The sequence below is a fragment of the Bacillus sp. REN10 genome, assembly GCF_016820555.1.
In the GTDB taxonomy this organism is placed as follows: Bacteria; Bacillota; Bacilli; order Bacillales; family Domibacillaceae; genus Bacillus_CE.
Genome location: NZ_JADHDW010000001.1, coordinates 294,880 through 317,275, shown reverse-complemented (window position 1 = coordinate 317,275; position 22,396 = coordinate 294,880). Strand labels below are relative to the sequence as shown.

The 22,396-nt window shown below is 42.2% G+C and carries 20 protein-coding genes and 1 other annotated feature (1 of these 21 cut by a window edge); of the genes, 2 read left to right on the top strand and 18 right to left on the bottom strand.

Annotation, left to right across the window (positions count from 1 at the left end; translation table 11 throughout):
* Positions 1–91 precede the first annotated feature (91 nt).
* The 6 genes from mltG to IRB43_RS01515 form a co-directional block, all read right to left on the bottom strand.
* Positions 92–1,198 (bottom strand): endolytic transglycosylase MltG, encoded by a 1,107-nt coding sequence (gene mltG / locus IRB43_RS01540; RefSeq protein ID WP_203361664.1) that lies wholly within the window; start codon positions 1,196–1,198, stop codon positions 92–94.
* Between the two features lie 96 nt (positions 1,199–1,294).
* Entirely contained in the window at positions 1,295–1,591 is a 297-nt protein-coding gene (locus tag IRB43_RS01535; RefSeq protein ID WP_343070745.1) for a DUF1292 domain-containing protein, read from the bottom strand.
* A 4-nt stretch (positions 1,592–1,595) separates the two neighbouring features.
* Positions 1,596–2,012, bottom strand: a complete 417-nt coding sequence (gene ruvX / locus IRB43_RS01530; protein WP_203361662.1) for a Holliday junction resolvase RuvX — start codon at positions 2,010–2,012, stop codon at positions 1,596–1,598.
* A 6-nt stretch (positions 2,013–2,018) separates the two neighbouring features.
* On the bottom strand, positions 2,019–2,285 hold the full coding sequence (locus IRB43_RS01525) for an IreB family regulatory phosphoprotein (protein ID WP_095477670.1): 267 nt from the start codon (positions 2,283–2,285) through the stop codon (positions 2,019–2,021).
* 83 nt (positions 2,286–2,368) lie between these two features.
* Complete coding sequence (gene alaS / locus IRB43_RS01520; protein WP_203361661.1) at positions 2,369–5,002, bottom strand: alanine--tRNA ligase; 2,634 nt, start codon at positions 5,000–5,002, stop codon at positions 2,369–2,371.
* A gap of 323 nt (positions 5,003–5,325) precedes the next feature.
* On the bottom strand, positions 5,326–6,411 hold the full coding sequence (locus IRB43_RS01515; protein ID WP_203361660.1) for an AI-2E family transporter: 1,086 nt from the start codon (positions 6,409–6,411) through the stop codon (positions 5,326–5,328).
* Between the two features lie 260 nt (positions 6,412–6,671).
* On the opposite strand from IRB43_RS01515, the gene IRB43_RS01510 reads away from it, so the two are divergent.
* Positions 6,672–7,373, top strand: a complete 702-nt coding sequence (locus tag IRB43_RS01510) for a protein kinase family protein (protein WP_203361659.1) — start codon at positions 6,672–6,674, stop codon at positions 7,371–7,373.
* A 53-nt stretch (positions 7,374–7,426) separates the two neighbouring features.
* Here the strand turns inward: IRB43_RS01510 and IRB43_RS01505 are convergent, their stop codons facing one another.
* From IRB43_RS01505 to IRB43_RS01470, 8 genes are all read right to left on the bottom strand, one after another.
* On the bottom strand, positions 7,427–7,549 hold the full coding sequence (locus IRB43_RS01505) for a DUF3918 family protein (RefSeq protein ID WP_203361658.1): 123 nt from the start codon (positions 7,547–7,549) through the stop codon (positions 7,427–7,429).
* A gap of 321 nt (positions 7,550–7,870) precedes the next feature.
* Positions 7,871–8,062, bottom strand: coding sequence for a hypothetical protein (locus tag IRB43_RS01500; RefSeq protein WP_203361657.1), 192 nt, complete (start codon positions 8,060–8,062; stop codon positions 7,871–7,873).
* 107 nt (positions 8,063–8,169) lie between these two features.
* Positions 8,170–10,563, bottom strand: coding sequence for an SF1B family DNA helicase RecD2 (gene recD2 / locus IRB43_RS01495; protein ID WP_203361656.1), 2,394 nt, complete (start codon positions 10,561–10,563; stop codon positions 8,170–8,172).
* 21 nt (positions 10,564–10,584) lie between these two features.
* The gene (locus IRB43_RS01490) at positions 10,585–11,250 is read right to left on the bottom strand and encodes a tetratricopeptide repeat protein (RefSeq protein WP_203361655.1); all 666 of its coding nucleotides are present in this window, start codon (positions 11,248–11,250) and stop codon (positions 10,585–10,587) included.
* Positions 11,251–11,344: 94 nt separating this feature from the next.
* Positions 11,345–12,460 carry a tRNA 2-thiouridine(34) synthase MnmA gene (gene mnmA, locus IRB43_RS01485; protein ID WP_203361654.1) on the bottom strand — a complete coding sequence of 372 codons (1,116 nt, stop codon included), beginning with the start codon at positions 12,458–12,460 and terminating at the stop codon, positions 11,345–11,347.
* 24 nt (positions 12,461–12,484) lie between these two features.
* Positions 12,485–13,630, bottom strand: coding sequence for a cysteine desulfurase family protein (locus IRB43_RS01480; RefSeq protein WP_203361653.1), 1,146 nt, complete (start codon positions 13,628–13,630; stop codon positions 12,485–12,487).
* A gap of 12 nt (positions 13,631–13,642) precedes the next feature.
* Positions 13,643–14,062 carry a cysteine metabolism transcriptional regulator CymR gene (cymR, locus tag IRB43_RS01475; protein ID WP_203361652.1) on the bottom strand — a complete coding sequence of 140 codons (420 nt, stop codon included), beginning with the start codon at positions 14,060–14,062 and terminating at the stop codon, positions 13,643–13,645.
* Positions 14,059–14,721 carry a YczE/YyaS/YitT family protein gene (locus IRB43_RS01470; protein ID WP_203361651.1) on the bottom strand — a complete coding sequence of 221 codons (663 nt, stop codon included), beginning with the start codon at positions 14,719–14,721 and terminating at the stop codon, positions 14,059–14,061. The genes cymR and IRB43_RS01470 overlap by 4 nt, the downstream gene beginning before the upstream one ends.
* A 172-nt stretch (positions 14,722–14,893) precedes the next feature.
* Between IRB43_RS01470 and IRB43_RS01465 the strand changes: the two genes are divergently transcribed.
* Positions 14,894–16,159 (top strand): replication-associated recombination protein A, encoded by a 1,266-nt coding sequence (locus tag IRB43_RS01465; RefSeq protein WP_203361650.1) that lies wholly within the window; start codon positions 14,894–14,896, stop codon positions 16,157–16,159.
* Between the two features lie 71 nt (positions 16,160–16,230).
* Here IRB43_RS01465 and IRB43_RS01460 read toward each other — a convergent pair whose 3' ends face one another.
* From IRB43_RS01460 to argS, 4 genes are all read right to left on the bottom strand, one after another.
* Positions 16,231–17,805: a LysM peptidoglycan-binding domain-containing protein gene (locus tag IRB43_RS01460; protein ID WP_203361649.1), complete on the bottom strand. Its 1,575-nt coding sequence runs from the start codon at positions 17,803–17,805 to the stop codon at positions 16,231–16,233.
* A 56-nt stretch (positions 17,806–17,861) separates the two neighbouring features.
* A complete protein-coding gene (locus IRB43_RS01455) occupies positions 17,862–19,499 on the bottom strand; it encodes a glycosyl hydrolase family 18 protein (protein ID WP_203361648.1) in 1,638 nt (545 codons plus the stop codon).
* Between the two features lie 30 nt (positions 19,500–19,529).
* Entirely contained in the window at positions 19,530–20,261 is a 732-nt protein-coding gene (locus IRB43_RS01450; RefSeq protein ID WP_203361647.1) for a hypothetical protein, read from the bottom strand.
* 216 nt (positions 20,262–20,477) lie between these two features.
* Positions 20,478–22,163: an arginine--tRNA ligase gene (gene argS, locus IRB43_RS01445; protein ID WP_343070786.1), complete on the bottom strand. Its 1,686-nt coding sequence runs from the start codon at positions 22,161–22,163 to the stop codon at positions 20,478–20,480.
* Between the two features lie 43 nt (positions 22,164–22,206).
* Positions 22,207–22,396, bottom strand: a binding site (T-box leader); it runs 24 nt beyond the window's last position.

The window sequence follows — 22,396 nt, the reverse complement described above, 5'->3', positions numbered from 1 at the left end:
CTTTCTACCTTTTTTGCGCTCTATTATCCACTAACTAAAAAACACTTGAATTATTCTAACATATTGTAAAGAAAAAAGCGACTGTTCTACTTTACTGCGGCTTCGCATTCGTAATGTACTTTTCTTTCAGCTGATTATGCTCTTCTAATGTCTTCGAGTAATACACATCTCCAGCCGGGGAAGCAAGAAAATAGAGATAGTCTGTCTGCTCAGGATTTAAAGCCGCTTCAATCGAAGATACTCCACTATTGCTGATAGGGCCCGGTGTAAGTCCTTTCACTTTATACGTATTATACGGCGACTCGACTTTTAAATCTTTGTAATACACACGGCTTTTATGTTTCCCAAGTGCATATAAAACCGTTGGGTCCGTCTGCAACGGCATATTTTGCGCTAGACGATTATAAAAGACGCTGGAAATTTTTCTGCGATCCGCTTTCTCAGTTGCTTCTTTTTCAATAAGTGAAGACATCGTTAACAGCTGATGAGCAGACATTTTTTTCGCAGCCATCGACGTTCGATATTGCACTAACACGCCATCTGTTTTTTCGATCATATCTTCTACGATTTCTTTCACTGGCTTTTTCTTATCGCCATAATGATACGTAGCTGGATATAAATAGCCTTCTAACGGATATTTAATTTTATCCGCCAAAATTTCTTTCGTCAATAATTCCGGATATTTTTGGATCATTTGCTTGATAAAGGCTGGATCATTCATGACTTTCAACACTTCTGTTTGACTGCGTCCCGTTTCTTTACTAATCATCGCAGCAATTTGTGACAATTGATATCCTTCAGGAATGACTAGTTGAACTTCGCCCGTTATCACTTTTCCGGTTTTTAGTATTTTCATCATTTCATCAATCGTCATCGCCCGATGAAAAGAATATTCCCCTGCTTGGAAAGCATCCGCCTCTTTATATTTCACATAGTATTTAAACACTTCTGCATTTTTCACTAGCCCCTTTTTTTCTAGTTGATCCGCTATAACAGAAAGGCTAGAACCAATTGGGATAGAAACGTGGATAGGGGTCCGATCGTTTTTATCAACAGGTTGAAGTGCAGATTTCACAAAGTAATACATACCTGCTGCTGCGCCTCCTATGGATAGGAAGAAAGTGAAGATCATGAAAATGATCGATCTTTTCAGTCGCCTCTTTCTCTCTGGAGGCTGTATATACAACTTCTTCGACATATTTTTTCCCCTTTCAACAATAAACGAGTCATTCTTCGCCCTCCCATTATACTACAATCCCCATAAAAAAAGGACCGGAAAATCCGGCCCTTTTTCTTATTCCTCTTCTTCGTCAAGGAATGTGTTCAACATTTCTTCAATTAAATCCCACTCTTCATCGCTTTCAATTGGCATTAATTCGCCGTCTTGACCATCTTCTGCTGGAATGAAAGAAGAAGCATGAATTTCGATTTCCTCATTTTCGTCTTCTTCCGCTCCTACAGGGAAGTAAAGCACATAAGATTTTTCGAATTCGTCAGAATCAAAAGTGAACAACACTTCGCATAATTGTTCGTTTCCGTTTTCATCAATAATAGTAATTTGTTTTTCATCATGTGTCATATCTTTTTCCACCTCATTAGTATTGGCTGTCGAGAAATCCTTGAAGGATCATCACTGCCGCCATTTTATCAATTACTTTCTTGCGCTTTTTACGGCTGACATCCGCTTCAAGCAACACCCGCTCCGCCGCCATCGTGGTCATGCGTTCATCCCAGAGGACCACAGGCAAGGAATATCGTTCCTCAAGCTGCTTGGCAAATGCTTGCGAAGCTTCCCCTCGCGGACCAACCGTATTGTTCATATTCTTTGGAAATCCGACGACAAATTTCTCAATGCCGTATTCCTGGCAAAGAACATCGAGCCGATCGAGCCCAAAATCTTGCTTTTCCTCATCAATGCGAATTGTTTCAATCCCTTGAGCGGTAAAGCCTAATTCATCACTAATTGCGACGCCAACGGTTTTTGAACCGACGTCTAATCCCATTACTCTCATAAAGATTTAACCCTCTCGCTGCTGTTTCAAGTACGTTTTCACAAGCTCTTCAATAATTTCATCCCGTTCAAGCTTACGGATTAAATTACGTGCATCGTTATGGCGTGGGATATAAGCAGGATCGCCGGAAAGTAAGTAACCAACAATTTGATTGATTGGATTATATCCTTTTTCCTGAAGGGCATCATGCACCTTAAACAATACTTCTTTCACATCTTGTTCAAACGGCTCTTCAGGAAAATTGAACCTCATCGTTTGATCAAAAGAGCTCATAATTAGCACCTCGCTTTAGGCTCAACAAATGTAAGCCTGCTTTTGTACAAGTTATTTACATTGTACAATAAATTACTGTGGAATCAAACGGATTTCACCCATTCTTCAACAAATTGTAGCGCTTCTTCTGTTTTAGAAGGGTCTTTTGCTCCTGCTTGCGCCATATCTGGACGTCCGCCGCCGCTGCCGCCGCAACGCGATGCCACTTCTTTCACAAGCTTACCAGCATGATAGCCTTTCTCCACTAAATCTTTCGTCACCCCTGCAATGATGTTCACTTTATCTTCGCTCGGTGCCGCTAAAACAATGATGCCAGACTCAAGCTTTTGCTTTAACTCATCAGCCATGGTACGCAAGTTGTTCATGTCTGCCGCTTGTACGCGTGCCGCTAAAACTTTCACGCCATTTACTTCTTTGACGTTATCTAATAAACTTCCTGCTTCTATATTGGACAATTTGTGTAAAAGTGATTCATTTTCACGCTGTAACTCTTTCATCTCTACTTGCAAGCTTTCTACTTTTGCCACAATGTCTTTCGGATTCGCTTTTAACTTGTTCGCTGCTTCTTTCAATAGAGCGACTTGCTGATTTAATAGCTGGTACGCCGCTTCTCCTGTCACCGCTTCAATACGGCGTGTACCGGCACCAATTCCGCTTTCAGACACAATTTTAAACAAACCAATGACAGATGTATTCGGTACGTGACAGCCACCACAAAGCTCAAGGCTATAATCCCCTACAGACACAACGCGAACGACGTCGCCGTATTTTTCGCCAAACAGGGCCATTGCTCCCATTGCTTTTGCTTCGTCCAGTGATTTATTAGCAATATTAACGGCTAGACTTTGCCAAATTTTCTCGTTGACGATCGTTTCAATTTGTTCTAGCTCTTCTGGCTGCACTTGTCCAAAATGAGAGAAGTCAAAACGAAGACGATCGGGTCCTACTAATGAACCTGCTTGGTTAACATGTGTACCAAGAATGTCTTTTAGTGCTTGGTGTAAAAGGTGCGTAGCTGTATGGTTTTTAATAATTTTACTGCGAGATGCCTCGTCCACTCGAGCCATCACTGTTTGGCCTGTTTTTAATGTTCCTTGCTCTACTACTGCCTGCTGCACATGTTGGCCATTCGGTGCTTTTTTCACATCTTGAATCACCACTCGAAGACCGTCTGCTTCCACGACTCCTTTATCAGCAATTTGGCCACCGCTTTCCGCATAGAACGGTGTTTCGTCCAAAATAAATTGAACTTCTTCGCCTGCTGTTGCCGATTCAACGATCTCACCATTGGCAATAATAACAGCTACTTTTGTTTCTACCGTTAATTGATCATAGCCGCTAAACTGACTTGGTACTTTAATGTCTCCAAGCACCCCACCTTGAACTTGCATCGAGTCGACATCTTGACGAGCTGCACGCGCGCGCTCACGTTGGTTTTCCATTTCTTTTTCAAAACCTTCGTGATCGACCTTCATGCCTTCTTCTTCCGCATACTCTTCTGTTAATTCTACAGGGAAACCATACGTATCATATAAGCGGAACACATCTTCTCCAGCAATGACATCAGAGCCTTGATCTTTTGCTGCTTTCATCATAGATGATAAGATCGCTAAGCCTTCATGAAGAGTTTCGTGGAAACGCTCTTCTTCGTTTTTGATCACCTTTTGAATGAATTCCGTGTTCGCTGACACTTCAGGATAGAAGTCCTTCATAATTTCCCCAACGACCGGCACTAATTCAAACATAAATGGACGATTAATATTGATTTGTTTTGCATAGCGCACCGCACGACGCAATAGACGGCGCAGAACATAGCCGCGGCCTTCATTAGAAGGAAGCGCTCCGTCACCAATCGCAAAGGCCACTGTTCGAATATGGTCAGCAATCACTTTGAATGCCACGTCTTTCTCAACGCTCTCACGATATTTCTCACCAGAAATCACTTCTGTTGCTTCAATAATCGGCATAAATAAGTCTGTATCAAAATTCGTTGGTACTTCTTGCACGACAGAAGCCATGCGCTCAAGCCCCATACCTGTATCAATATTTTTCTTTGGCAGTGGTGTGTACGTGCCATCTGGATTATGATTGAACTCAGAAAATACAAGGTTCCAAATTTCTAAATAACGCTCATTTTCCCCACCTGGGTACAGTTCCGGATCATTTTCATCATTGCCATACGCCTCGCCACGATCATAGAAAATTTCTGTGTTCGGTCCACTTGGGCCTTCCCCGATATCCCAGAAGTTTCCTTCCAAACGAATAATTCTTTCTTCTGGCAAGCCGATTTCTTTATTCCAGATTTCAAATGCTTCATCATCCTCAGGATGGATCGTCACCGATAATTTATCCGCTTCAAACGCCATCCATTTCTCATCCGTTAAAAACTCCCATGCCCAATGAATCGCTTCTTTCTTGAAGTATTCGCCGATTGAGAAGTTCCCTAGCATTTCAAAGAACGTATGATGGCGAGCTGTCTTTCCGACATTTTCAATATCGTTTGTTCGAATCGATTTTTGCGCATTCGTAATCCGCGGGTTATCTGGAATCACACGACCATCAAAATATTTCTTTAATGTCGCGACGCCGCTGTTAATCCATAATAAACTCGGATCATCATGTGGTACAAGCGAAGCGCTTGGCTCGACTCGATGGTTTTTCTCCTGGAAAAAATCTAAAAACATTTGACGAATTTGTGCACCTGTTAATGTTTTCATCCTATATTCCTCCTTAATTTACAATTATTTCGCAGGCTGAAGACAACAAAAAAAGCCCCGTTCCCCGGACAGGGACGAAGCTTCTCGCGGTACCACCCTGATTATGAATCGGTCTTGTACGACTCATCTCTCTTCTGCCTTAACGCGGCTGACGGCAGCGATTAACTGCTCTCTGGACTAGCTTTCTGTTATCCTTCACCTAGAACTTCTTCCAGCCAAGGAAGCTCCTCTCTGCGGCATCATAGCCATAAGGTGGACTATAACATACTCGATCCTTCTTTGATTTAACATTTATTATAACCGAATTATAAAAAACTTCATCCCTACTTGTCAATGAGTGGCTTGTGCAACCGAGCTTTCACACGGCGATCAGCGGAAAAAGCCGCCTTTAAAATGATCAGTACAGGAACAGCCACCACCATTCCCACCACACCGCCAATCTCTCCACCAGCCATCAGAGCGCCGATAATAAATAGCGGGTGAAGATGCAAACTTTTACCTACAATCCACGGAGACAAAATATTCCCCTCGATGAATTGTAGCACGAACACGATGATCACAGTATATATAGCGATTTTAAAAGAGATCATGAGCGCAACAAATACGGCAGGTATTGCCCCAATCAGCGGTCCAAAATAAGGAATCACATTGGTAATACCTATAATCCCCCCAAGCAAAATAGGATAAGGAAGCCCAATCATTGAAAATAACAATGCTGCTGCTCCTCCGATCAATAGGCAAACGAAAAGCTGTCCGCGAATGTAGGAGCCTAAGGAATAATCGAGTTCGTTCACAAAGCGAAGAGCTCGCGTGCGCCACCGTTTCGGCGTGATTCTCCAAGCAAACTTTTTGACTCGAGTCATATCTTTTAATAAGTAAAAAGAAATAAACGGGACAATCGCTAATACGAATAAAAAGTTGATCGCTTTCATCAATATATTCATAAATTGTTCAACTAGCTTCGTTAACCAGCCTTCGAAACGAACGAGCCGCTCACGAAGCTGATCTTGCAAACCGTCCGGCCAATTTAATGTTTCCACTTGCAAGACAATCATTTGCTGTTCATACATTTGTGATATTTTCGGCGCACTGGCAGACAAATCTCGCAACTGCTGAATGAATAAAGGCGTTCCTTTAACGATCGCAAAGCCGCACAGACCAAAAAATAAAATATAAATAATAATAATGGCTCCTACTCGCGAAATACCGCGCTTCACCATCGCCTTCACAAGCGGATGAAGCAAGTAAGCGATAAATCCCCCCAATACAAACGGTAATAAACTGATCCAGATCCAATGCAACATCGGCAACAACAACGACCGAAGCAAAAATAATACATATACCGTTAATAATGTTAATAAAGCCGCACTTGCTATATAGAGCCACTTTAATTTGATTTTGCTCTCCATGATGAAAAAACATCCTTTTTACTTAGTTTGTGACTAAAAGCATGAAATTTATTCGTTGATGACACCATTTATTAGCTAATCCATAAAGTGAAAGCCTTCTCAATAGTCAACCCGTTTATTTTTCTCTATAATTCTTTTTAAGAAGATGTTTTTTCTTTCTTACGTTGCATAAATATTTTATTAATCTCTGTTTTTTAATAACCATCCATTACTCACGACAATAAAAATCGACGTTCAATAAGGAGGATTTTTGAATAAAGGTGAAAGAAGCTAACTGGAAAGATATAGCGCTTTTAATTGAGGACCTAGAGGTCTTAGCTAATGCCAAAAACAACCTTGTCAGTATCGGACCTATTCCCTCCCAATTGACTTGCATTGGAAAAGGAACGGATGCAGCCGTGTTGATCCACAATGATTTTCCTCAATATGCTTTTAAAATATACGCATACGGCAAAGAAGAGAAAAGACGAAATGAAGTCAAAGCGTATGAAAAACTGAACAATCATTTCTATTTCCCCACGTTTTATGGATCAGGCAAACGTTTTATAGCGATAAGCTATGAACAAGGAATCAATTTACATGACTGTCTCATTAAAGGAATAGAGATCCCCCCTAGCGTCATTGAACAAGTCGATGAAGCGATTGCTTATGCACGTCAAGCAGGCCTGAATCCACGTGATATTCATTTGAAAAATATTATTATGCAAGAGCATACCATTAAATTAATTGATGTATCTGAATATGTATTACCAGGAAATGATGAACGATGGGAACATTTAAAAGAAGGATACCGCATGTACTATCCGCTCATCCGTCATCGAAAAATTCCGGCTGAACTGATTGAGTTTATGAAAGCTTATTATCAAAAATATCAAACGGCTGGATTCTCGAAACAAATGATTAACCAATTGCTTTTCTTATTTTTTAAAAAGAGCGATCAGCATAAAGAGGATGCCCAGTGAAATCGGGCATCCTCTTTATTGCGGACTTAAACAGCGCCTTCCGCTTTTCTTGGTTAAAACATTCTTTTCATTCTTCTGGCCATTCTTCGTCCGAATGTGGAGTTGTTACGGTTAAACATGGCCATTACCGCCATTCCCGCGCCTAGTCCGACTAGGGAAGTCATTGTTCTAGACATAGTATCCGCCTCCAGGTGTAGTTTTGTTGAACAGTCGGCTTCGCTTTTCGGTGTTCAGCTGCAGGCGCTAGCGACTAGTGGACTTCCACCATCCTCCTTGCGATAAGTCAACATCGATTCACTGTCGTTCATCGTATTTCCTTTATCTCATACGGCTGGCTCCAGTCCATACGTCGCTGAACAGCGCCTTTCGCTTTTCGGTGTCCAGCTCCGCCTCCTAGACACTCGAGGCAAATGCCAGCCTGACTGCATGGCTGAAGAGCGCCATTTCGTCATTCTGTCATTTGCTTGTCATGTCTGAACAGTCGGCTTCGCTTTTCTTTATGAACTCATTTTTCTTTCATCTTCTTCAAACAAGTCGTCGAGTGAACTAAGTGAGCCGTCCTCTTCGACTTGGTGAAGGGAGATGAGGTCGTCGGCAACCGAGAGTTCAATAAAGCAGTTCCAGCAGTAGTACTGCGTGGTACCGATTTTTCCTATTTCCTTACCTTGACAGTTCGGGCATGTAAACATAGATGCCACCTCACCATTCTCTTAGCTTTTTGCTAAAAGGGTGGCCATATTCAAGGCTTTTTATACATTTGTCAAGAAAGAGCAATCTCGACAACTTTAGTATGGTCTTAGTCTAGAAAATCATAAGGCGAAACATTTTCCATGCCAATCATTGGATCAATGGCTAGAATTGTCTCTTCCGTTAGTAGCAACGACTTCTGATCATTTTGATTCTTACTTTTCGGCTGAAGAGTGGTCAGTAATTTTTCCTGTAGCGTAGTTTTTCGACTATGATCGTCATCCCTTTCGATTCCCAGTCGGAACGCCTCTTCTTCCCCACACAAAATTAAAAATTGCTTACTTCGCGTAATCGCTGTATACAGTAATTTTCGTCTTAGCATACGGTAATAGCTTTTTACGACTGGCAAAATAACAATCGGAAATTCACTTCCTTGCGACTTATGAATCGAACAGCAAAAAGCGTGGGTAATTTGATTTAAATCTGCTCTCGTATAGGTCACCTCATTGCCGTCATAAGAAACAATCACCATATCTTGTTTTTCCGTATTTTCCTTTGCATAAAAGATGGAGACTACTTCTCCGATATCACCATTAAAAATATTTTGCTCCGGTTGATTGACAAGCTGTAGCACTTTATCGCCAATGCGGTACTCCACTTCGCCAAAGGTCAGCTTTTTGCGGGAGCCATCTGGGTCCGCATTAAAAATCTCCTGCAAAATCACATTGAGGCGATCAATCCCCGCCGGTCCTTTATACATCGGAGCCAGCACTTGAATATCTCGGGCAGTAAACCCTTTTTTTATCGCATTTTTCACGACTTGCTCGACCACTTCTGGAATTTGATGTACGCGGCATGTTAAAAAGGAGCGGTCCTTTTGCTGCTGGGTCACATTGTGCGGCATGTTCCCTTTCTTGATTTCATGAGCCATTTCAATAATAGAAGACCCTTCTGCTTGCCGGTAAATGTCTGTCAAACGCACCGTTGAAATCACTTCTGAAGCAAGAAGATCTTTAAGCACCTGCCCTGGACCAACGGAAGGAAGCTGATCCTCATCCCCCACAAGTACCACTTGCATCTCGTCAGGAAGAGCTTTAAATAGCTGATGAGCGAGCCATGTATCAACCATTGACATTTCATCAATAATTAATAATCTCCCCTCAATTTCTCTGCCTTCTCCATCCTCCATCGATTCTTGGCCATTAAATCCAAGCAAGCGATGAATGGTCACGGCAGGGAGACCGGTTGATTCCGCCATTCGTTTGGCAGCTCGCCCAGTCGGTGCCGCTAGTTTAATCGGAAACGGCTCGTCTTTCCCATAGCTTTTTGGATCAAGGGAGCAACCATGCAGTTCAGCATATAATTCAACAATCCCTTTGATGACGGTTGTTTTTCCGGTTCCAGGTCCTCCTGTTAATAGCATAATCGGCGACATTAAAGCGGTTTGAATCGCTTCTTTTTGTGTAGGTGCATATTGCACCCCCGTTCGCTCTTCTAAGTCGCCAAGAGCTAAGAGAAATTCGGACTCAGGAAATTGGCTTTCATATTGTGTCTGTTTCAACAGCCGCTCAATATTCGTCACCAACCCTTTTTCTGAGAAAAACAAAGAAGGCAGAAATACCCGTTCGTTTTCTCCAATGACCTTTCCCTCTTCTTCAAGAGCAATTAACTGTTTAGCAATCGCTTCAAAGGAAACTTCTCCTCCACCGCTTTTTTCAAGCAATGCTTTCACAGCTTGCAATAGATCTTCTGCTTCTAAATAACAATGGCCTTCTTGCAAGCATTGTTGCTCAACAGTAAATAAAATCCCAGCCTTTATTCGATCCGGATGCTCTCCTTGAATACCGATTTGTGCGCCAAGTTCATCCGCCCGGCCAAAACCGATCCCCTCGATATCCTCCACAAGCTGATAAGGATTTTTTTGAATGATTTCAATTGCTTGTTGCTGATACGCTTGAAAAATTTTCATCGACAGCTGCGGTCCGAACCCATATTGATTTAGAGCAATCATTACCTGTTCGAGTCCTTGATGCTCCAACAATGTTTCATATAGCTTTTTTGCTTTATCAGCAGGCAATCGAGGGACTTCTTCAAGTAAAGCCGGGTTATTCAAAATTTTAGAAATAGCGCCTTCCCCTAGTGTATCCACGATTTGTTCAGCCGTTTTTTTACCGATCCCTTTAAACAATTCACTCGATAGGTATGTAATAATTCCCTGTTTTGTTTGCGGAATCTCTTTTTGGGCTACTCTCGCATGAAACTGGCGACCAAATTTCGGATGATCTTTAAAGTTTCCATAAAACACATACATTTCTTGTTCATGAATTTGCGGAAAATAACCGGTGACCACCGCTTCTTTTTCATCGTAATTGTCATTCGTTTCGGACACCCGAATGCGTAAAACGGAGTAAAAATTTTCTTTGTTGTGGAAAATCGTGACAAGATGGCGGCCTTTTATATACTTTTCTCCATCCGCGAAGAGATCCATCGAATTTTGTTCCATATGCCCCACCTTCCACTATTCTTAACTTTGTTCCGCTGCCTTTTCGATCATTTTCTTTCCGTATCCAGCGAGCATATGATCCGGCTGTACCGCTAATGCCTTATTAAACATAACCATCGCTCGATTGGTATCTTCTAAATGTCCGGCATAAGCGACACCAAGATTGTAATAAGCATCGGCATGCTCTGGATCCGCGTCAATTACTCGCTCGAATTGGGCAATCGCTTCATCTAAAGCATTCGCTTTCGCTAACGCCAAGCCAAATTGGAAACGACCTTCTACGTCCTCTTCATTGAGCTCCACCGCCCGCTGTAAATAAGGTAGCGCAAACACCGCTTGATCAAGTTGCATCAAGGTCATTCCTAGCATGAAAAAGGCATCACTTTCCTCTAATCCCTTATGTATTGCTTGCTCAAACTGCTTACAAGCCTCTTCTAAATGATTTTGCTCATACAAAAACGTGCCTAAAGCATAATAAGCAGCACCCGCTTCCGGATCGACCTCAATCGCTTTTTGATAAAATTTCTCTGCCCGCTCTAACTCGCCAACCGTTGATAGCACGTGGCCAAAATTAATATAAGCAGTCGGCTCGTGCGGCGCTTCCTCAATTCGTTCAGTAAACAATTTCAACGCCTCTTCAATTTTACCTTGCTGCAAACATTCAATCCCTTGTAAATTTTTATCCATAATCCACCTCTAACTATTTGATAAAAAAATTATAACATATACACAGAAAATAGCCTTTAAAGCATTTCTCTGCTTTAAAGGCTTTTTCACTTATTTACCCGACATACGTCAGACGTTTTCCATCTTTAAATACTTGATCAATCGTTCCTCCGCCAAGGCACTCTTCACCATCGTAAAAGACAGCTGCTTGTCCTGGAGTGATAGCGCGGATCGGCTCGTGAAAATCTACTTTTACTTTGCCGTCTTCCAATAAATGAACCGTCACTTTATTGTCTTGCTGACGGTAGCGGAATTTCGCTGTACACTCAAAAGATGCTGGCTTTGGCTTATTGGATACCCAGCTAATATGATCAGCTATTAATGAAGTCGAATAAAGCAATTCATTATGGAAGCCTTGTTCAACATATAAAACATTCTTCTCTAAATTCTTGCCGACAACAAACCATGGATCACCGGAGCCGCCGATACCAAGACCATGACGTTGACCGATCGTATAATACATCAGTCCGTCGTGACGCCCTTTCACTTCGCCGTCCATCGTCGTCATATTGCCAGGCTGCGCTGGTAAATACCCGCTAAGGAATTCTTTGAAATTACGCTCACCGATAAAACAAATGCCAGTGCTATCTTTTTTCGAAGCTGTAGCTAAGCCAGCTTCTGTCGCAATCTCACGCACACGTTTTTTATCAATTTCACCAATGGGAAACATCACTTTTTCTAGCTGTGCTTGCTGCAATTGATTTAAAAAGTACGTTTGGTCTTTATTTTCATCTAGACCACGCAGCATCTTCACTTCATCCCCGTTGCGATCCACTCGCGCGTAGTGGCCCGTTGCCAAATAATCAGCGCCAAGGCTGATCGCATGCTCTAAAAAGGCTTTAAACTTAATCTCTTTATTGCACATGACATCCGGGTTCGGAGTGCGCCCCGCTTTATATTCATCAAGGAAGTAAGTAAAAACTTTCTCCCAATATTGCTTCTCAAAATTGACAGCATAATAAGGAATGCCGATTTGATTGCATACCCGTATGACGTCGTTGTAATCCTCTGTTGCTGTGCAGACGCCGTTTTCATCTGTGTCATCCCAGTTTTTCATAAAGATGCCGATGACATCATAGCCCTGCTCCTTTAATAAAAGGGCGGCAACCGAAGAATCTACTCCGCCGGACATACCGACTACGACACGAGTATCTTTCGGTGCTTTGTTCATTCAGTCCACTCTCTTTCTTTTTGCTTACGCTTTCGTTAAGCGGGCAGTAATTTGGGCAATGACTTTTCCTGCTTGGTCGATTTGTTCTTCTGAATTTCCTAATCCAAAGCTGAAACGAATCGAGTTGCGAAGGCGCTCAGATTCTTTGCCAAACATCGCCACTAGCACGTGGGACGGTTCAATAGATCCCGCTGTGCAAGCGGAGCCGCTTGAAGCCGCCACACCAGCAAGGTCAAGATTCACAAGCATCGCTTCAACATCCGTTCCAGGAAAGCTTAAGTTTATCACGTGAGGTAAGGCTTGCTCAAGTGATCCGTTTAGACGGAAATCGACTTGATGAGCGGATAAATTATCAAGCAGTTGCTGTTTAAAACCGATATACTGCTGCCTTTTTTCTTCTCTACTTATCTCGGCTAGCTCTACCGCTTTAGCTAATCCAGCAATAGCCGGAACATTTTCTGTCCCCGCTCTCCGTTTTCTTTCTTGCTCTCCACCAAATAAAGTGGGAGATAAAGCCATTCCCTCTCTCGCATAGAGAAAACCGATCCCTTTAGGCCCATTAATTTTATGTCCAGAGGCGGTTAATAAATCAATATGCTCTGTTTTTACATCAATGGCCTGCACTCCGTACGCTTGCACAGCATCTGTATGAAAAGACGCTTGATGGTCTTTCAGCAGTTCGCCAATCTCTTGAATCGGCTGAATGGATCCCACTTCATTGTTTCCGTACATAATCGACACTAAAATCGTATCTTCCCGGAGAGCGGTCTTCACCTCTTCCACTCGAACATAGCCTTGTTCATTGACCGGCAAGTACGTCACTTCAAAGCCTTCCTTCTCGAGCTGGGCGCATGTATGTAAAACAGCATGATGCTCAATTGATGTTGTAATAATATGCCGCCCCTTCTCTTTCAGCGCCTGAGCGGTTCCCACAATCGCCAAGTTGTCCGCTTCTGTTCCGCCACTCGTAAAAATAATCTCATTAAAATGAGCACCGATACTTGAAGCAATCGTCGTTCTAGCTGTATCAACAACATGGCGAGCGGCTCGTCCAAACGAATGAATACTAGAGGGATTGCCGAAGACTTCAGCCATTTGAACACTCATCGTTTCAATCACTTCAGGATGAACTGGCGAAGTGGCTGCATGGTCTAAATAGATCCGTTCCATATCGATCACCCCTTAAATGTAGAACATATAGCCATCCGATTCAACGTGATCGGTATGTTTCGCTAAATCATCTAATGTTGTGTTTTCTAGTACATTTTTAATGGCATCGCTAATGCGAATCCATAGCTCGCGTTTTGCCGGCTCTTCATCTTCAATGCCTTCTACTAAACTGATAGGCCCTTCTAGCACGCGAATGACATCACCCGCTGTAATGTTTTCCGGTTCTCTACCAAGGACATACCCGCCATATGCTCCGCGGATGCTGCGGACAAGCCCAGAATTGCGCAACGGTGCAATCAACTGCTCTAAATAGTGTTCAGATAAGTTATGAGCCCCAGCAATCACACGCAAAGAGGTCGGTCCTTCCCCATGTCGTTTCGCTAATTCAATCATAATTGTCAGTCCATATCGGCCTTTAGTTGAAATTCTCATATATTCACACCTCGATTAGTTTCTTGTTTCCAATGATTCACTTTTTTGATGATTCTATCTGAAAACCGCTGGCATTGTGGCAATGAAATACCAACAGCTGTTCCCATAATAAAACTAAATAAAAATGTACCAAAACTGACCGGTCCACCAATCGCCCAAGCAATAGCTAATACAATAAACTCCATGCCACGGCGAATATGAGACACCTTCCAGCCCGTCTTCTTCATCACAGCGAGCATAAAACTGTCACGCGGACCAGCTCCAAGCTGTGCAGCAAGATAAAAAGACATCCCATAGGCCATCACTACCGTTCCTGCTACAAACATACATAGCTTGCCAATAAAAGTAGACGGCGTGACGATCGCAGGCATATTTAAAAATAGATCGATAAAAATCCCAACGAGCACCATGTTTAAATAGGCTCCAAATTGCGGCCATTCACGCAAATACACAGAAGCAATGCCCAAAATCAAAAAACCAACGAGCACAGACCATGTACCTACCGTTAATCCGATACGCTCATACAATCCGACGTGAAGCGCATCCCAAGGCGTTGCTCCAAGATCAGCACGGATTAACAACACAATACCAAGAGACATAAATAAAAGGCCAACTACAAAGATCATTAGCCTGACCACCATATTCCCTTGCTGTTTCATCTTCTGAATCCCCTGTTCATCCATATCTTATTATACCCATCTACATTGCACTAGTTCAAATCAGTCACTTTCGCTATTATAGCATAGAACATAAGACAAATAACATGATCGCTTCCAATTCAATATGGTAAAGTGGAGAAAAAGAGTCGGAAAAAAGAAATGAGGAATGAACATGAAACCATTAGCGTTTCGTATGCGCCCGCGAACGATTGAAGAAGTCGTAGGGCAAGATCACTTAGTGGGCGAAGGAAAAATCATTCATCGTATGGTCACAGCCAAGCAGCTCTCTTCGATGATTTTATATGGTCCCCCCGGCATCGGAAAAACGTCGATTGCTAGCGCCATCGCAGGCAGCACGAAATATGCCTTTCGCACGTTAAACGCAGTCACCAGCAATAAAAAGGATATGGAGATTGTCGTAGCCGAAGCGAAAATGTCAGGAAAAGTCATTCTACTCCTTGATGAAGTCCATCGTCTCGATAAAGGGAAGCAAGACTTTTTATTACCTTTTTTAGAAAACGGTATGATTACGTTAATTGGGGCGACAACGAGCAATCCTTACCATGCCATTAACCCAGCCATTCGCAGCCGTTGTCAAATATTTGAGCTTAAACCGCTTACACCTGAACAAATTAAAGAAACGTTGTTACGAGCATTGAAAGATGAAGAACGAGGTCTCGGCAAGTATCAAGTAGAAATAGAAGAGTCAGCGCTAGATCACTTTGCACAAGCCAGTGGCGGCGATGTTCGCAGCTCATTAAACGCACTCGAGTTGGCCGTTTTATCCACTCCACGCAATGACGACGGACAGATTCACATTGATCGAACAATCGCCGAGGAGTGTCTGCAAAAGAAAAGCTTCTCTCATGATAAAGATGGCGATGCTCATTACGATGTGTTAAGCGCCTTCCAAAAGTCGATTCGAGGTAGTGATGCCAATGCTGCCCTTCATTATTTAGCTCGATTAATCGAAGCTGGCGACTTGCCGAGCATTTCAAGAAGATTGCTCGTCATCGCCTATGAAGATATTGGCCTTGCAAGCCCACAAGCGGGACCACGGACGCTCGCTGCTATTCAAACAGCCGAGAAAATTGGATTCCCAGAAGCACGAATTCCGCTCGCTTCCGCTGTGATCGAGCTGTGCTTGTCACCAAAATCAAACTCAGCGATTTCAGCTATTGATGCGGCTATCGCTGATGTTCGCGCTGGCAAAAGCGGCGAAGTACCTAATCATTTGAAGGATGCCCATTATCAAGGGGCGAAAGAAATGGGACGCGGACTTGACTATCAATATCCACACGACTTTGAAAGCGGCTGGGTCAAACAGCAATATTTGCCGAATACAATAAAAAACAAACGCTATTATGAACCGAAGAAAACAGGAAAATTTGAGCAAGCGCTTTCGGGGATTTACGAGAAGATTGAAAGAGGGAAGTGAGAAAGAACCACTCCTATGATGAGGGACTTGCTTATCACTTTTCCTCATCATAGGAGTGATCCATTAGTTGTTTATCGAATCATACCTGCCGCTTTTTCTACTTGAGCTTGATGAGTAGCATCAGGCTGTCCATCTTTATGTCTAGTGCTATTGTCAAAATACACATCAAAGTGGCCGGTAATACCGTTATCCTTAATATAGTCCTGTTCATGAGGCATAAAACTCATACTTGCCGCAAGTTTTCTGCCATCTACTGTTAACGTGACAGCTCTCGGCGTCCAAGAGAATCCTCCCCAAACAGATGTAGCAATAGTGGAATCGCTCGTCGTAACCGTTTCACAGTCTGCGTGATTGGCGCCAATCGTCCGTTTAATATAGAAACTCTTGCCTGTTGCCAAATCTGTGACTTTAGCCGTTTTTCCAATGGGGAAAAGATACTGCGCTTCCGTCCACCAGTCTACAAACTCGCCATATCTCTCTCCGACAACCGGTTTAACAGCAATGTTATGAACAGGAATAGTCAGTTTTTGGCCAACTGAAAGTCCACTGCTCGTTGTTAAATTGTTGGCTTTTAGTAGTTCCGATTGAGGGATACCGTATCGTACACTTAAGTTCCAAATGTTATCACCTGAAACGACCGTATGGGTGATATAAGAAATAGTATTGGCAGTACCTGTTTGTACAGGTGCATTCAGGCCATTTGGAATCGTTAATGTCTGCCCTATTTTTAAGGTGTCGGAGGCTAAATTATTGGCTGCGCGGATCGCTTCAACTGTGATTCCGAAACGTTTGGCAATCACAGATAAACTGTCTCCGGATGCAACACGGTAAGTGAATGTTGTTCGTTTTTCTTGAACACCTAGTTCTGGAGCGGGTGGTATACTCCCCGCCTGTGCAGATGGGATCCTTAATATTTGGCCTACTTTTAAGGTATCAGTAGAAAGGTTGTTAACCTTACGAAGAGCATCAACGGTTATCCCGAAGCGTTTAGCAATCACAGATAAACTATCTCCCGCTACGACTGTATAAGAACTCGTCGTTTGGGTTCCTCCTATTAAAAGAGGAATGATTAATGTTTGTCCTAAACGAGTCGCATCACCTGATAAATGATTAGCTTCTCTAATCGCCTCAACGGTTGTCCCGTATCTCTTAGCTAAGACCGTTAAATAATCTCCTACAGCCACTGTATGAAAGGTTTTCGGAATAATTAATCGTTGATTGACCTGTAACGTATCAGTTGTAAGACGATTAGCCCGCTTAATAAAATCGACTGATGTATTAAATTTTTTCGATATAATCCAAAGTGTATCACCTGATGAAACTTTATAATAGATTGCACTTGATTGTACTTGTTGTATAGTGCTCGTGCTTGGTTCTGCCGCTTGCGCCGAAGTGATGTTCGCACTTAAAGGAATGGAGACGATGACCATTCCACCTACCATAACTTTAATCATAGTGATCTTCAAATGTGGATATTGTTCTTTCATTAACTCTCTTGCCTTGGATATTATGTCACTGTCCTCGCGTGGTTTAATTCCAAGTTCATCCATAAGCTCAGTAAGGCCATGATCGAGATAAATCATTAAAGCGAATTCATCGGTGTGTTCATTTAATTTTCTTATGTCGTGTCTCTGGTAGTAATCCATGTTGTTCATCTCCTTATCATGTCTGCTTCTAGTAAGAAAGTTGCATTCACTCTAGCCTATGATGGTTGTCGTTTTGCTTCAATATCAGCTGCCATCCGTTCCATTAAAGCCGCCATTTGGGCTCTTGTGGAGTAGGCTCCAGGTCGGAACGTTTGATCTGGATAGCCTCCAATATATCCTTTTTGATAAATCGCTGTAATCGCGTTATATGACCAAAGTTCAGTTGGCACATCTGTGAATGGACTTTCTAACATGTTTGCGGATGGGTAAGTGAAAATATTGTATAAAATTTGGGCCAATTGTTCTCGTGTTAAAGGAGCATTGGGATCAAAACGTTCTGGACTTTTTCCTTGTAAGTAGCCAAGTTCTCGGGCAATTTCAATTTCTTTTTGAGCCCAATGACCAATCGTATCTTTGAATTGATATTCTTTCGGCTCTAAATTAGTGTTTCCCAAGGCCCTCACCAGAATGGTAGCTCCTTGCGCTCGATTAAGATTTGTATTCGGCGAAAACGTCGTACTCGTATTCCCTCTCATCCAGCCTTTACTTGACACGAAAACGATTGGATCTCGAGCCCAAAAATTGCTGGGTACATCAGTAAAATGACGACCATTCAACCAAAGAGAATAGTAGTTCCAAGTCTCAGGGGTTTCCTGAGAAAGTGCCCATGACCCTGTTCCCTTGATCCCGTATTTAGTGGAGAGACGCAGCTTTTCTTTGATGGACCGCTCGTTTTCATACCAAATCACGTACTCGCCTTCTGTTAAATTTGTGCTCCCTAATAAAAAGGATTGGCCAGTTGGAATGGTGAAAGTTGCATAAGGAGCTTGAGAGCGTTCATCAAATTGGAACTTTCCTCCAAATTTATTTACTAACGGTTCAACAGCTCTACTAAAAACACCCATACCGGTAATCGCTCGATTCTCTAAGGTTGGACCGTCCAACTTCCACATCCGACCATAAAAAGGAAGACCGTGGACAATTTTTTCTTTCGGAACGCCTTGATTAATCGCATATTGAATCGAACGTTCGGCAAAAGAAAGGCTAGAAACCGCTCCTATCGGACTTTCTGGTCCTTCCCACGTCTCATCATACGCCATGATCATCAGATAACTAGCATGATCTGAAATGCCTTTATAATCATAAAAACCATGCCAGCCTGTTTTCCAACCATTTGGATTAGCCGCTACAGCTACTGAAATCTCTTTGTCCGCCGGTATGTATTGCCGGAGAAGTTTAATGAAATCTGTATGAACGTCTTTATAGGTACTTCCTAGTCCTTCGATATCCACGTTAATTCCATCTAAGTTATATTGTTCAATGGCAGTTGCTACATCACGAGCCAGCTTGTCGCGATTATTTAAACCGTTAATTCCCTGTGTCTTATTCCAATGATTAGACAAAAACGGAACCACTTTAACTCCCCGTTTATGCATTTCCGAAATAAAGGAGGTTTGCAATCTCCATGTAATTTGCAGCTCTCCCGCGTCCGTCAAATTAAAATAATTAGGACTCACCACGTTCACGCCGCCTTTTGTCGCATCCACTTGATTAACATAGCTGTTAGGGCTGCCGAAAAAGACGTAAGACATATTGAATAGACTAGATTGGGCACTGAATAAAGACTGACTAGAAGGAACCGTCAACAGAGCTAGAATGAATAGGATGAGCGAAATCATTTTTATGCTTTTCATTGCTGAAATCCTTTCACGTTGAGAAATGTGTTATGACAGTGGATAAGCTACCTCCAATTCATAGCCAATTTCCGTTGGGGAAACGGTATATTGAACTCCTTGATACAGTACTGTTTTTTTCTCTACTTGACTCAAATTAGCGTTCGGACCAACCCCTAATTCTGTAAATAAATTATCTACATGATGAGGCTCTGCATTAGGATGGAAAAGAAAGAAAACTTGACTCCATCCCATTAACATCGTATATCGTTCAGAAGTCGTTTTCCCTTCATTGCTCATTTGAATCTTTTGAATATGTTGCCCAGCAACAAAAACACGCAACGTTAAATGATTGGTTAAAGAAGCTTGATAAACATCTTCTTTCTCATTTGTCGACTTGTCTAAATGGGAAATTATCAAATCAGTACCTTGTTGTTTAGAAACAGCATTCCACCTTTCTTTAAAACCTTCAAAAGGGAGAGGCTCGGTTTGCGCTATTTGCTGAGCATACTGTTCGGTTGATTTTAATAAATCAGCTTGTTCTGAGGGCCGTTCTTGCGGCACAGCATATCCTGGTTCTGGTGCTGCTTCCTCTAAGTTTACTAGCGGTTCTTCTGTATTTTGTTCTCCATTGTCTTTAGTGGAGAGTGGAAGATACTGTCCCTCTTTAGAAGGTTGATCTGTTGATAACGGTTCGACTGGTGGTTGGTCAGGATTAAGATTACATGCATTCAGGGTAAGAACTAGGAGTAATAAGGTTCCAAACAAAGAGAACCGATACACAAAAAACACCTGCCTTTTTTCATGCTTTTTCGTAGCTTCCCTCCAAAATCATGAAACATAACAAAATAGAATGACTTATCATTTTCCAAATTGTACAAGTACAGAAAATCAAATAAACATTCCTTTATTTTGCTAATTGAGTAAAATATACTTTTTATTAATTAGAAAGAGATGAAAAGAAACCCCTCGATAATCAACGAGGGATTTCTTTATTAATTACATCTCCACAGGTGCCTTTATCCCTAACAATCTCAATCCTTCCTGTAACACAATCGTCACCGCTTTCACTAAAGCAAGCCGGCTTTCTTTTTCCACATCATCTACTAAAATTTTGACGTGGCTATAGTATTTATTGAATTCTTGAGATAAGTCAATCACATATTTAGCGATTTGAGATGGTTCGTAATGTTGAAGGCTTCTTTCAATCACAGCAGGAAATTCCATTAATAATTTGATCACGGACCAACTATAAACATCATTCACGCCAGCTGGAGAATCGATTTCGCACTCCGATTTTCTCATGATCGAGCAAGCTCTCGCATGTGTGTATTGCACGTATGGGCCAGTCGTCCCTTCAAACTTCAGCATATCTTCAAGCGAGAACTCAATATTTCCTTGCCGCTCATGTTTTAAATCGTGAAAAATAATCGCTCCGACACCGACAGCTTTTGCTACTTCTTCTTTCTCGGCAAGCTGTGGATTTTTCTCTTCAATACTTTGCTTCGCTAATTCAATCGCTTCTTCCATCACTTGCTCAAGCAGCACCACTTTCCCTTTTCTCGTCGACATCTTTTTCCCATCTTTCAAAATAAAACCGAATGGAATATGCACCATACCCTTCGCCCATTCATAACCCATTTTTTCAAGTGTGAGAAAGACCTGCTTGAAATGCAGCCTTTGTTCGTGTCCTACCACATATAAAGCCTTATCAAACTGATAATGAGTTTGTCTATAGATCGCAGCAGTTAAATCGCGCGTCGCATACAAAGTCGCCCCATCTGACTTTTTAATTAGGCACGGCGGCAACTCATATTGTTGCAAATCAACAACTTCGGCTCCATCCGACTCTTGAAGCAAGCCCTTATCTTGCAATAACTGAACCGTTTCATCCATACTTTCATTGTAAAATGCTTCACCGTTAAACGAATCAAAGTGAATATCCATTAAGTCATAAATTTTCGAAAACTCAACAAGAGATTCATCTTTAAACCATTTCCACAACTGCTTCGCTTCGTCGTCTCCATCTTCAAGCTTTTTAAACCATATTCTTGCTTCTACTTCTAAATGAGGCTGATATTTCGCTTCGTCGTGAAACTTCACATATAGACGTAATAATTCTGGAATGGGCTGTTGTTTGACTTGCTCCTCGCTACCCCAGTATTTATAAGCGGTGATTAATTTTCCAAATTGTGTTCCCCAGTCACCAAGGTGATTAATCCGAATAGTTTTAAACCCTGCTTTTTCAGCGATATTAGCAATCGCATTGCCAATAACAGTAGACCGTAAATGCCCCATTGAAAACGGCTTAGCAATATTCGGTGAGGAAAAATCAATCGTAATCACTTTTCCTAGACCACGTGTTGACTGACCGTAACTCGTTCCTTGATGTAAAATATCGGTGAGCACATGCTCGCTAACAATTTTTTTATTTAAAAATCCGTTCACGTACGCTCCATTTGCGACAACAGTCTCAAACAATGGATGATCAATCTTTCTGGCTAAATCAATGGCAATCGACTGCGGCGACTTTTTCATCATTTTCGCTAATGAAAAACAAGGGAAAGCCACATCCCCCTGCTCTTTGTATTTCGGCTTTTCGATCATCGACAGAATTTCTTCTAATGCTACAACATGGTCTAATTTAACGGCGATTTCTTCCGCAAATGTTTTCACCACTTCCACCTCATCACGTCCTTTTTCAAAAATAAAAAATCCCGCCTCTAAAAATAGAGACGAGATTGTCATAACCCGCGGTACCACTCTGATTGTTCACTACGAACCAGCTTTGCTTTATAACGGGGCAATCCCCCGGCCCACCCTACTTCACTTCAGGCGGCTCCTCAGAAGTGCGTTTCATTTAGATTCGACTATCAGGCTTCCACCATCCCCGACTCGCTTTCAGACTTCATCTAAAT

Bases quoted from the DNA above. Each gene is read 5' to 3' on its own strand.
- mltG (WP_203361664.1), bottom strand. From the start codon at position 1,198: ATGTCGAAGAAGTTGTATATACAGCCTCCAGAGAGAAAGAGGCGACTG.
- ruvX (WP_203361662.1), bottom strand. From the start codon at position 2,012: ATGAGAGTAATGGGATTAGACGTCGGTTCAAAAACCGTTGGCGTCGCA.
- IRB43_RS01525 (WP_095477670.1), bottom strand. From the start codon at position 2,285: ATGAGCTCTTTTGATCAAACGATGAGGTTCAATTTTCCTGAAGAGCCG.
- alaS (WP_203361661.1), bottom strand. From the start codon at position 5,002: ATGAAAACATTAACAGGTGCACAAATTCGTCAAATGTTTTTAGATTTT.
- IRB43_RS01515 (WP_203361660.1), bottom strand. From the start codon at position 6,411: ATGGAGAGCAAAATCAAATTAAAGTGGCTCTATATAGCAAGTGCGGCT.
- IRB43_RS01505 (WP_203361658.1), bottom strand. From the start codon at position 7,549: ATGTCTAGAACAATGACTTCCCTAGTCGGACTAGGCGCGGGAATGGCG.
- IRB43_RS01500 (WP_203361657.1), bottom strand. From the start codon at position 8,062: ATGTTTACATGCCCGAACTGTCAAGGTAAGGAAATAGGAAAAATCGGT.
- recD2 (WP_203361656.1), bottom strand. From the start codon at position 10,563: ATGGAACAAAATTCGATGGATCTCTTCGCGGATGGAGAAAAGTATATA.
- IRB43_RS01490 (WP_203361655.1), bottom strand. From the start codon at position 11,250: ATGGATAAAAATTTACAAGGGATTGAATGTTTGCAGCAAGGTAAAATT.
- mnmA (WP_203361654.1), bottom strand. From the start codon at position 12,460: ATGAACAAAGCACCGAAAGATACTCGTGTCGTAGTCGGTATGTCCGGC.
- IRB43_RS01480 (WP_203361653.1), bottom strand. From the start codon at position 13,630: ATGGAACGGATCTATTTAGACCATGCAGCCACTTCGCCAGTTCATCCT.
- cymR (WP_203361652.1), bottom strand. From the start codon at position 14,062: ATGAGAATTTCAACTAAAGGCCGATATGGACTGACAATTATGATTGAA.
- IRB43_RS01470 (WP_203361651.1), bottom strand. From the start codon at position 14,721: ATGAAACAGCAAGGGAATATGGTGGTCAGGCTAATGATCTTTGTAGTT.
- IRB43_RS01465 (WP_203361650.1), top strand. From the start codon at position 14,894: ATGAAACCATTAGCGTTTCGTATGCGCCCGCGAACGATTGAAGAAGTC.
- IRB43_RS01460 (WP_203361649.1), bottom strand. From the start codon at position 17,805: ATGGATTACTACCAGAGACACGACATAAGAAAATTAAATGAACACACC.
- IRB43_RS01455 (WP_203361648.1), bottom strand. From the start codon at position 19,499: ATGAAAAGCATAAAAATGATTTCGCTCATCCTATTCATTCTAGCTCTG.